This is a genomic window from Streptomyces sp. NPDC047002 (assembly GCF_040704505.1).
GTDB lineage: Bacteria > Actinomycetota > Actinomycetes > Streptomycetales > Streptomycetaceae > Streptomyces.
Window position 1 is genome coordinate 1 of the sequence record NZ_JBEYWC010000058.1, and the last position, 11,642, is coordinate 11,642.

Below are 11,642 nucleotides of genomic sequence, written 5' to 3' on the forward strand. Positions count from 1 at the left end.
TTCTACCTCCAGGGCAAGGACTACTACGAGGCGGACGAGATCGCCGGGAACAAGGTTCTCGAGGTCTTTCCGACCATCAAGACCACTGCCCGGGTCCCCGGGGGCCCGTGCCCCGGGGCGCGCCGCACCCGCCGATCCGTATCCGTACCGCGTCAGCGCAGCAGCACGCCCGCGTGTTCGCCCGCCGCGTCGGCGGGCAGGGCGACCAGGCCGAGGTCGGCGCCGTGGGACAGCAGCGGGTGCGCGGGCAGCACCCGCACCGTGTAGCCGAACGGGCCCGTGCGGTCCAGCGCGAGCGGCCCGTCGAAGACCCAGCGGCCCTCGCCGTCGGGGCCGCCCGCGGGCTTCAGCGGGAACACCTGCGCGTCCGCGATGGCGTCGTCGGAGCCGACCCGCCCGGCGACCGCCTGCACCTCGACGTCCTCGGGCCGCAGTTCGCCGAGGCCCACGCCGACCCGCAGCGACAGCGTGGCGCCCAGCTCGGCCGAGCCGCCCGCAGGACCGGCAGACGAGGCTTCCACATGGTCGACCGAGACGTACGGCCACAGCGTGCGCACCCGGTACTTCCACGCCGCGAGCTCGGCCGCCGCCTTCGGGTCGAGCCGCCGGTGCGCCAGCGCGGCCGGCACGTACAGCCGCTCCACGTACTCCCGCACCATGCGGCCCGCGAGCACCTTCGGACCCAGGGTGACCAGGGTGCGGCGAACCATCTCGATCCACCGGTCCGGCAGGCCCGCGCCGTCGCCGCCGCGGTCGTAGAAGCGCGGCGCGATCCGGTTCTCGATCAGCTCGTAGAGCGCGTTGGCCTCCAGTTCGTCGCGCCGGTTCTCGTCCGCCGCGGCCGAGCCGTCGGCGGTGGGGATGGCCCAGCCGAAGTCCGGCTCGTACCACTCGTCCCACCAGCCGTCCAGGACCGAGAGGTTGAGGCAGCCGTTGAGCGCGGCCTTCATGCCGCTCGTGCCGCACGCCTCCAGGGGGCGGAGCGGGTTGTTCAGCCAGACGTCGCAGCCCGGGTAGAGCTTCTGCGCCATGCCCATGCCGTAGTCGGGCAGGAACACGATCCGCTCCCGCACCCGCGGGTCGTCGGCGAAGCGCACCAGCTCCTGGATGAGCCGCTTGCCGCCGTCGTCCGCCGGGTGCGCCTTGCCCGCCACCACGATCTGCACCGGGCGCTCGGGGTCGAGCAGCAGCCGCGTCAGCCGCTCGCGGTCGCGCAGCATCAGCGTCAGCCGCTTGTACGAGGGCACGCGGCGGGCGAAGCCGATGGTGAGCACGTCCGGGTCGAGCACGGAGTCGATCCAGCCGAGCTCGGCCGCGGCGGCCCCGCGCTGCCGCCAGGAGGTGCGCAGCCTGCCGCGCACCTCCTCGACGAGCTGCCCGCGCAGCTCCTGCCGCACCCGCCACACGTCCTCGTCCGGGATCTCGGCGACGGCGTCCCACCTGGCGGAGCCGCCGACGCTCAGCGCCTGCTCGGCACGGTCGGCGCCGATCTTCCCCGCGCCCAGCGCTGCGACCTCGGGCGCCACCCAGGTCGGTGCGTGGACGCCGTTGGTCACGCTGGTGATCGGCACCTCGTCGGCGTCGAAGCCCGGCCAGAGCGCGGCGAACATCTCCCGGCTCACGGCACCGTGCAGCGTGGAGACGCCGTTGGCCCGTCCCGCGAGCCGCAGCCCCATCACGGCCATGTTGAACAGGTGGGGGTCGCCGCCCTGGTAGGTCTCGAGGCCGAGGCCGAGCACCCGCTCCACGTCGACCCCCGGCAGCTCGCCGTCCTCGCCGAAGTGGCGGGCGACGAGGTCGCGGTCGAAGCGGTCGATGCCCGCGGGCACCGGGGTGTGGGTGGTGAAGACCGTGCCCGCGCGCACCGCTTCGAGTGCCGCCTCGAAGCCGGCGCCCTCGGCGTCCGCCGCCATCAGCTCGCGGATGCGTTCGAGGCCGAGGAAGCCCGCGTGGCCCTCGTTGGTGTGGAAGACCTCGGGCTCGGCGTGGCCGGTCAGCCGGCAGTACGCGCGCACGGCGCGCACCCCGCCGATGCCGAGCAGCATCTCCTGGAGCAGCCGGTGCTCGCTGCCGCCGCCGTAGAGCCGGTCGGTCACCTCGCGCTCGGTGGGCCCGTTCTCCTCCACGTCCGAGTCGAGCAGCAGCAGCGGCACCCGGCCGACCTGCGCCTGCCAGACGCGGGCGCGCAGCACCCGGCCCGCCGGGAGCGCCAGCTCCACCAGGGCGGGCGTCCCGTCAGGATCGCGCAGCTGGGTCAGCGGCAGCTCGTGCGGGTCGAGCACCGGGTAGGTCTCCTGCTGCCAGCCGTCGCGGGACAGGGACTGGCGGAAGTAGCCGTGCCGGTAGAGCAGCCCGACGCCGATCAGCGGCGCACCCAGGTCGCTCGCCGCCTTCAGGTGGTCGCCGGCGAGGATGCCGAGGCCGCCCGAGTACTGGGGCAGTGCGGCCGTGATGCCGAACTCGGGCGAGAAGTACGCGACGGCCGCGGGCAGCTCGCCTTCCGCCCCGCCCGCCGCCTCGTCCGCGGGCCCGCCGAGGCCCGCGTCCCGCCGCTGGTACCAGCGCTCGCCGTGCAGATAGGCGTCGAGGTCGGCGGCGGCCGCCGCCAGTCTGGCGAGGAAGTCCCGGTCCGCGGCGAGTTCGGCGAGCCGCCCGGCGGAGACGGCCCCGAGCAGCCGTACCGGGTCGCGGTCCGCGGCGCGCCACCCCTCGGGGTCGACGGCCTCGAAAAGATCGCGGGTCGGCGTGTGCCAGGACCAGCGCAGGTTGCGGGCCAGGTCGCTCAGCGGGCCGAGGGGCTCGGGAAGCACCGGGCGGACGGTGAACCGACGGATTGCCTTCACGTGCTCCACCTTCGCAAGGGACATACGTATCGGAGGGGACGCGCCGCGCCGGGCGTCCCGCCGTGGTGAGACGTTAGCCCGACCCTGCCCCCGACAACCACGGCGCATTCGCGCGCGTCGCGGCGGTTTCCGCGCCGTACGTACGGCGTACCCCGCGAGGACCCGCCGCGTTGTGCCGGGGCATGCGCCGGATGGGGCAGCATGCGGGGTGCGCGGGCCGGACTCGCGCGCGGCGGCCGCTCGGTGGAGGATTGGGTGACCGCTTCGGTGCGGGGAGTCAACACTCGGCCGGATTGGCGGGCCCGTCCGCATGGAAGGCTCCTCCGTACGCGCGGTCCGCACGGGCTGTTCGAGTGAACGCGCACGGGAACGGCCCTGCTCGCACCGTGTCCGCAGTCGATCAAGCAGCTAAAAAGAACAGCAAAAGCCGTACAAAATCTGATCGCCCGCCGTAGTCGCCCGCGCCGGGCACCGCCCGGCCGCAGCACGTCCGCACCACCAGCACCGCCCGCACCACGCGCACTGCCCGCCACGCCCGCCCGCCCCAGTCTCCAGGTGATTCGGTGAAACTGATCGGTCGCATCCCCGTCCTCGGCGTCGCCCCCCTCGTCGACGGGGGCAGACGCCCCGCCAAGGCGGTGAGCGGTGAGACCTTCCAGGTCACCGCCACCGTCTTCCGCGAGGGCCACGACGCGGTGGCCGCCAACGTGGTCCTCACCGATCCGGCGGGCCGCCCCGGGCCCTTCACGCCCATGCGCGAACTGGCGCCCGGTACGGACCGGTGGGGCGCCGAGGTCACCCCGACGGACGAGGGCGCCTGGACGTACACGGTGGAGGCGTGGAGCGACCCGGTCACCACCTGGCGGCACACGGCGTCGATCAAGATCCCTGCAGGCATCGACACGGACCTGGTGCTCGCGGAGGGCGCCGCGCTGTACGAGCGCGCGGCCGAGGGCGTGCCGAAGCGCGAGGGCCGCGAGTCGGTGCTCGCCGCGGTGGACGCGCTGCGCGATGCCGCCCGCCCCGCGGCCGCGCGGCTCGCCGCCGCGCTGACGCCCGAGGTGGACGAGGCGCTGGCGAAGCACCCGCTGCGCGACCTGGTCTCCGCCTCGAAGCCGCTGCCGCTGAAGGTCGAGCGCAGGCGCGCGCTGTTCGGGTCGTGGTACGAGATGTTCCCGCGCTCCGAGGGCGCGCAGGTCAGGCCGGGCGAGCCGCCGGTGAGCGGGACGTTCGCGACGGCGGCGGAGCGGCTGCCCGCGATCGCCGCGATGGGCTTCGACGTGGTGTACCTGCCGCCCATCCACCCCATCGGCACCACCTTCCGCAAGGGCCCCAACAACACCCTGTCGGCCGGGCCCGAGGACGTCGGGGTGCCGTGGGCGATCGGCTCTGCCGACGGCGGGCACGACGCGGTCCACCCGGACCTCGGCACCATCGAGGACTTCGACCGGTTCGTCGAGACCGCCCGCGACCTGCGCATGGAGGTCGCACTCGACTTCGCGCTCCAGTGCTCGCCCGACCACCCGTGGGTCGGCAGGAAGCCGGAGTGGTTCCACCACAGGCCGGACGGCACGATCGCGTACGCGGAGAACCCGCCGAAGAAGTACCAGGACATCTACCCGATCGCCTTCGACGCGGACATGCGCGGACTCGTCAGGGAAACGGTGCGCGTCCTGCGGTACTGGATGGCGCACGGGGTACGCGTCTTCCGGGTCGACAACCCGCACACCAAACCCGTGGTCTTCTGGGAGAAGGTCATCCGCACCGTGAACCGGACCGATCCTGACGTGGTCTTCCTCGCCGAGGCGTTCACCCGCCCGGCGATGATGCGCACCCTGGCGGCGATCGGCTTCCAGCAGTCCTACACCTACTTCACCTGGCGCAACAGCAAGCAGGAGCTCACGGACTACCTCACCGAGCTGTCGCAGGACACCGCCGCGTACATGCGCCCGAATTTCTTCGTCAACACGCCCGACATCCTGCACGCGTACCTTCAGGAGGGCGGCAGGCCCGCGTTCGAGGTGCGCGCGGTGCTCGCCGCCACGATGTCCCCGTCCTGGGGCGTGTACGCGGGGTACGAGCTGTGCGAGAACACCCCGGTGCGCCCCGGCAGCGAGGAGTACCTGGACTCCGAGAAGTACCAGCTGCGGCCCAGGGACTGGGAGGCGGCCGAGCGGGAGGGCCGCACGATCGCACCACTGATCACCACGCTCAACCGGCTGCGGCGCAGGCATCCGGCGCTCCAGCAGCTGCGGGACATCCACTTCCACCACGCCGACAACGACTCCGTCCTTGCGTACAGCAAGCGGGCGGGTTCGAACATCGTTCTGGTGGTCGTCAACCTCGACCCGCACCACACCCAGGAGGCCACGGTCTCGTTGGACATGCCGCGGCTCGGCCTCGAATGGCACGAGACCGTTCCGGTGCGCGACGAGCTCACCGGCGACACCTATCACTGGGGCAGGGCCAACTATGTGCGCCTGGAGCCGGGCGTCACGCCCGCGCACATCGTCGCCCTGCGACCGTCCCCGCCGATCGGAGGGTCACCCACATCATGATCGTCAACGAGCCCGTCCACGACACCTTCGAGGACACTCCCGCGAAGGACCGCAACCCCGACTGGTTCAAACGCGCCGTCTTCTACGAGGTCCTGGTGCGTTCCTTCCAGGACAGCAACGGCGACGGCATCGGTGACCTCAAGGGCCTCACCGCCAAGCTCGACTACCTGCAGTGGCTGGGCGTCGACTGCCTCTGGCTGCCGCCGTTCTTCAAGTCCCCGCTGCGCGACGGCGGATACGACGTGTCCGACTACACGGCCGTGCTGCCGGAGTTCGGCGACCTCGCCGACTTCGTGGAGTTCGTCGACGCCGCGCACCAGCGCGGCATGCGCGTGATCATCGACGTGGTCATGAACCACACGAGCGACCAGCACCCCTGGTTCCAGGAGTCGCGCGCCAACCCCGAAGGACCGTACGGCGACTACTACGTCTGGGCCGACGACGACAAGCAGTACGCCGACGCCCGGATCATCTTCGTCGACACCGAGGCCTCCAACTGGACCTTCGACCCGGTGCGCAAGCAGTACTTCTGGCACCGGTTCTTCTCCCACCAGCCGGACCTCAACTACGAGAACCCGACGGTGCAGGAGGAGATGATCTCCGCCCTGCGCTTCTGGCTCGACCTCGGCATCGACGGCTTCCGCCTCGACGCCGTGCCCTACCTGTACGCGCAGGAGGGCACCAACTGCGAGAACCTGCCGCAGTCGCACGGCTTCCTCAAGCGGGTGCGCGCGGAGATCGACGCGCACTACCCGGACACCGTGCTGCTCGCCGAGGCCAACCAGTGGCCCGAGGACGTGGTCGACTACTTCGGCGACTACGAAAAGGGCGGCGACGAGTGCCACATGGCATTCCACTTCCCGGTGATGCCGCGCATCTTCATGGCGGTGCGCCGCGAGTCGCGCTACCCGGTCTCCGAGATCCTCGCGAAGACCCCGGCCATCCCGAGCGGCTGCCAGTGGGGCATCTTCCTGCGCAACCACGACGAGCTCACGCTCGAGATGGTGACGGACGAGGAACGCGACTACATGTACGCGGAGTACGCCAAGGACCCGCGGATGCGCGCCAACATCGGCATCAGGCGCCGCCTCGCCCCGCTGCTCGACAACGACCGCAACCAGATCGAGCTGTTCACCGCGCTGCTGCTCTCGCTGCCCGGCTCGCCGATCCTGTACTACGGCGACGAGATCGGCATGGGCGACAACATCTGGCTCGGCGACCGCGACGCGGTCAGAACCCCGATGCAGTGGACGCCCGACCGCAACGCGGGCTTCTCGTCGAGCGATCCCGGCCGGCTCTACCTGCCCACGATCATGGACCCGGTCTACGGCTACCAGGTCACCAACGTCGAGGCGGCCATGGCGTCGCCCTCCTCGCTGCTGCACTGGACGCGCCGGATGATCGAGATCCGCAAGCAGAACCCGGCGTTCGGCATCGGCTCGTACACCGAACTCCCCTCGTCCAACCCGGCGGTGCTCGCCTTCCTGCGGGAGGCGCCGTCGCCCGAGGGCAACGGCGACGATCTCGTGCTGTGCGTGCACAACTTCTCCCGCTTCGCCCAGCCCACCGAGCTCGACCTGCGCGAGTACAGCGGGCGCCACCCGGTCGAGCTGATCGGCGGGGTGCGCTTCCCCGCCATCGGCGAGTGGCCCTACCTGCTGACGCTAGCGGGCCACGGCTTCTACTGGTTCCGGCTGCGCAAGGACGCGGCGCCCGCGCCGCTGTCGTCGGGGCCCTCGCTCGGCGCCGGGGTCGGTGCCGCGCCGGACGCCGGGCCCGCCGCGGCGCCCGGTCCGAAGGAGGCGGTGCGCGCCGAGAGCCCGCAGGAGGCCGCGGGCTCGCCCGACGACGGCACGCGGGGCCGCCCGCGGGCCTGAGCACCGGGTGGCCACGGAGCGCCCGGCCCGCAGGGCCCGTGCGGGACGGTTTCCGCCGTCCCGCACGGGGCACTCTCACCGACGGCCGGCCCGTGGGGCTCACGCCGCGTCCGGATACTCCGTCACGGCTCGGCTCCGTACGGATCATCCTCACCCGACACATCCCGTACAGCCGGACAGCAACCGCCGCATTCCGGGAGACTCTGCGCATCCTGTGGTGTTCCCGGGGAAAGGACGCGCTGCCATGCCGAAGGCTGCATCCGCCCGGAGTACCGCACGCGCCGTCCGGGCGCACACCCCCTCGGCCGCCGCGACCGCGGTGGTCGAGTCCCTCGCCCCCCTGCTGCTCGACTGGCTGCCCCGGCAGCGCTGGTTCGCGGGCAAGGGCCGCGGTCTGACGGGTCTCGTGCCCGTCGCCGTCACCGAGCTGCTGCCGCCCGTGCCCTCGGGCGGCGAGGGCCCGGGGCTGCTGCACCTGCTGCTGCGCGTGGAGCAGCACGACGAGCGGAATCCCGAGCCGGCCGCCGCGGACGACTGCTACCAACTCCTGCTCGGCGTACGGACGTCGCTGCCGCCGCACCTCTCCTCCGCGCTGGTCGGCCGAGCCACGGGCGGCCCGCTCGCCGGCCGCACGGTCTACGACGCACTGCACGACCCGTACCTCGCGGGCGTGCTGATGGACCGGCTGCGCTCGGTCGACGCGGTCGGGCCGCTGCGCTTCGGCCGGGCGGGGCGCATCCCCGCCGGGCTCTCCCCCCGGCTGCTCGGCGCCGAGCAGTCCAACACGTCCCTGGTGTACGGGGACGCCTACATCCTGAAGATCCTGCGCCGCGTGGTGCCAGGCCCCCACCCGGACCTCGAACTGCCGCGCGCGCTCGCCGCCGAGGGGTGCGAGCGGGTGCCCGCGCCGGTCGCCTGGTGCGAGGCGGAGGATCCGGCGGGCGGCGCCGAGCGGCTGACGCTCGGCATCCTCCAGCCGTACCTGCGCGGTTCGACCGACGGCTGGCAGCTGGCGCTCGCCGCGCTCGCGGACGGCGCCGACTTCGTGCCGCAGGCGCGCGACCTGGGCCGCGTCACCGCAGAGGTGCATTTGGCGCTGGCCGCCGCGCTGCCGACGGTGACGCTCGACCGGGCCCGCACGGCCGAGCTCGCGGAGGCGATGGACCGCAGGCTCGCCGCCGCGGCGCAGGCGGTGCCCGCGCTCCAGCCGTACGCGCCGGGGCTGCGCGCCGCGTTCGACGCGCTGCGCGCGACGGAGCGCACGCGGCCCGCCCAGCGGGTCCACGGCGACCTGCACCTCGGGCAGATACTGCACACCCCGGACGGCCGCTGGTCCGTCATCGACTTCGAGGGCGAGCCCGCGAGACCGCTCGCCGAGCGCACCAGGCCGCAGCCGCCGGTGCGCGACGTCGCAGGGATGCTGCGCTCCTTCGACTACGCGGCGCGCTCCCACGAGCCCTGGCGCGCCGACTGGGCGGCGCGCTGCCGCGACGCCTACTGCGAGGGGTACGCCGAGGCCGCGGGCAGCGACCCGCGCGCCGAGCCCGAGCTGCTGCGGGCCTACGAGACGGACAAGGCCGTCTACGAGGTGCTGTACGAGGCGCGGCACAGGCCCGGCTGGCTGCCCGTCCCGATGGCCGCGATCGAACGCCTCGCGGCCGGGGGCTGAGCGGCGCGCCCCGCGGGCGCCCTCCTCGCTCCGCTCCCCCGGCCCGCTCGCGCCGCGGCCCCGAGTCCAGCAGACTCGACCCAGGCACCCCGCGCACGGCACCTCCGCGCTCCACGCCCACGCCCGCATCCCCGCCCACGCCCACGCCCGTCCGACGCTCGCCGAGGAGGCAGCACCGTGACCGCCCGCCCGTCGTCCGACACCCCGTCGGAGCCAGAAGTCTCCGCCCGTTTCCGCCCCGCCAAGGCGTCGGGCTCCGTGCCCGCGGGCCTGCCGGGCAAGCAGCCGCCCGGCAGGCCCGTGCCCGGGCGCCGCACCCCGCAGGCGGACGCCCGGGGCCTCTCGGGGGCCGCGGGCGGCTCCTCGCGCGGGCACACGGGCACGCCGCCCGCGCCGCCGCTCGACGACGGCGACCGGGCGCGCCTGCTGCGCGGCGAGCACCACGACCCGCACGCCCTGCTCGGCGCCCACCCGGTGGCCGGCGGGGTGGCGGTGCGCGCGCTGCGGCCGTACGCGCGGGCGGTGGACGTCGTCGTCGACGGCTCGGCCACGGCGCTCAACGACGAGGGCGACGGGCTGTTCTCCGGTGTGCTGCCGCTCGCCGAGGCCCCCGTTCACACCCTGCGGGTGCGCTACGGGGACGCCGAGGGCGACGACGTGGTCGAGGCGCAGGACCCGTACCGCTTCCTGCCGGCGCTCGGCGAACTCGACCTGCACCTGATCGCGGAGGGCAGGCACGAGGAGCTGTGGACGGCGCTCGGCGCCACGGTCCTCGACCACCAGGGCGTGACGGGCACCCGCTTCACGGTGTGGGCACCGAACGCGCGCGGCGTGCGGGTCGCCGGCGGCTTCAACTACTGGGACGGCACGGCGCTGCCGATGCGGTCGCTCGGTTCGAGCGGCGTGTGGGAGCTGTTCGTCCCCGAGGTCGGCGAGGGCGACACGTACAAGTTCGACATCTGCACGCCCGAGGGGCACCACACGCTGCGCGCCGACCCGATGGCGCGGGCCACCGAGGTGCCGCCCGCGACGGCCTCGGTGGTGACCGCCTCGCACCACGAGTGGCACGACCAGGAGTGGCTGGCGCACCGTGCGGACCGGCCGGCGCACGCGGCGCCCTTCTCGGTGTACGAGGTGCACCTGCCGTCCTGGCGGCCCGGCCTCACCTACCGGCAGCTGGCCGAGCAACTGCCCGCGTACGTCGAGGAGCTGGGCTTCACGCACGTGGAGCTGATGCCGATCGCCGAGCACCCCTTCGGCGGCTCGTGGGGCTACCAGGTCACCGGCTTCTACGCGCCCACGTCGCGGATGGGCACGCCCGACGACTTCAGGTTCCTGGTGGACGCGCTGCACCGGGCGGGCATCGGCGTGCTCGTGGACTGGGTGCCCGCGCACTTCCCGAAGGACGAGTGGGCGCTGGCGCACTTCGACGGGCGCCCGCTGTACGAGCCGGGCGACGCGCGGAAGGCCGAGCATCCCGACTGGGGCACGCTGACCTTCGACTACGGGCGCACCGAGGTGCGCAACTTCCTGGTGGCGAACGCCGTGTACTGGTGCGAGGAGTTCCACGTCGACGGCCTGCGGGTCGACGCGGTGGCCTCGATGCTGTACCTCGACTACTCGCGCGAGGACGGGCAGTGGGCGCCCAACGAGTACGGCGGCCGGGAGAACCTGGACGCGGTGCGCTTCCTGCAGGAGATGAACGCCACGGTCTACCGGCGCTGTCCCGGTGTGGTGACGGTCGCCGAGGAGTCGACGGCCTGGGACGGGGTCACCCGCGCCACCCACCACACAGGACCCGGCGGCTTCGGCGGCCTCGGCTTCGGCCTGAAGTGGAACATGGGCTGGATGCACGACTCGCTGGAGTACATGGCGAAGGAGCCGGTGCATCGCAGGTACCACCACAACGACATGACGTTCTCGATGGTGTACGCGTACAGCGAGAACTACGTCCTGCCGATCTCGCACGACGAGGTGGTGCACGGCAAGGGCGCCCTGGTGTCGAAGATGCCGGGCGACTGGTGGCAGCAGCGCGCCAACCACCGCGCCTACCTGGGCTTCATGTGGGCCCACCCGGGCAAGCAACTGCTGTTCATGGGGCAGGAGTTCGCGCAGGGCGCCGAGTGGTCGGAGAGCCACGGCCCCGACTGGTGGCTGGTGGACCCCTCGTACACGGCGGCGGACGACCACCGGGGCGTGCGCAGCCTGGTGGCCGACCTCAACGCGGTCTACCGCGGCACACCGGCGCTGTGGGAGCGCGACACCGAGCCCGAGGGGTTCAGCTGGGTCGAGGGCGGCGCCGCGGAGGACAACGTCCTCGCGTTCCTGCGGCTCGACCGCGCGGGCGCGCCGCTGCTCGCGGTGTCGAACTTCTCGCCCGTGGTGCGGGAGGGCTACCGGATCGGTGTGCCGGACGACTACGCGGGGTGGGCCGAGGTGCTCAACACCGACGAGGCGCGGTACGGCGGCGGCGGTGTGCGCAACACGGAGGTGCTGAAGCCCGAGCCGGTCGCCGCGCACGGGCGCGGGGCGAGTGTGCGCCCGACGCTGCCGCCGCTGTCCACGGTGTGGTTCAGGCCCGTCTAGCAGGGGCGCGGCCCCGCACCCGGGTGTGCTCGTGGGCTCCGTACTCGGCGGCGCCGTCCGCTCGTCGGGCGTCGTGACCGTGCCGGGCCCCAACCACGACCCGGTCAAC

The 11,642-nt window shown here is 73.1% G+C and carries 4 protein-coding genes and 1 pseudogene; 4 read left to right on the plus strand and 1 reads right to left on the minus strand.

Annotation, left to right across the window (positions count from 1 at the left end):
- Window positions 1-152 precede the first annotated feature (152 nt).
- Window positions 153-2,843: an alpha-glucan family phosphorylase gene (glgP, locus tag AB0910_RS30815; RefSeq protein ID WP_366747962.1), complete on the minus strand. Its 2,691-nt coding sequence runs from the start codon at window positions 2,841-2,843 to the stop codon at window positions 153-155.
- Between the two features lie 569 nt (window positions 2,844-3,412).
- Between glgP and AB0910_RS30820 the strand changes: the two genes are divergently transcribed.
- From AB0910_RS30820 to glgB, 4 genes and pseudogenes are all read left to right on the plus strand, one after another.
- Window positions 3,413-5,401 (plus strand): alpha-1,4-glucan--maltose-1-phosphate maltosyltransferase, encoded by a 1,989-nt coding sequence (locus tag AB0910_RS30820; RefSeq protein WP_366747965.1) that lies wholly within the window; start codon window positions 3,413-3,415, stop codon window positions 5,399-5,401.
- Window positions 5,398-7,113 (plus strand): annotated as a pseudogene (treS, locus tag AB0910_RS30825) (maltose alpha-D-glucosyltransferase); the annotation flags it as partial. The gene AB0910_RS30820 and the pseudogene treS, both read left to right, overlap by 4 nt.
- Before the next feature lie 409 nt (window positions 7,114-7,522).
- Window positions 7,523-8,947 carry a maltokinase gene (locus tag AB0910_RS30830; RefSeq protein WP_366747963.1) on the plus strand — a complete coding sequence of 475 codons (1,425 nt, stop codon included), beginning with the start codon at window positions 7,523-7,525 and terminating at the stop codon, window positions 8,945-8,947.
- A gap of 177 nt (window positions 8,948-9,124) precedes the next feature.
- Window positions 9,125-11,533, plus strand: coding sequence for a 1,4-alpha-glucan branching enzyme (glgB, locus tag AB0910_RS30835; protein ID WP_366747964.1), 2,409 nt, complete (start codon window positions 9,125-9,127; stop codon window positions 11,531-11,533).
- Window positions 11,534-11,642 lie beyond the last annotated feature (109 nt).

Excerpts from the sequence above, each read along its gene's own strand:
- AB0910_RS30830 (WP_366747963.1), top strand. The coding sequence starts at position 7,523 with ATGCCGAAGGCTGCATCCGCCCGGAGTACCGCACGCGCCGTCCGGGCG.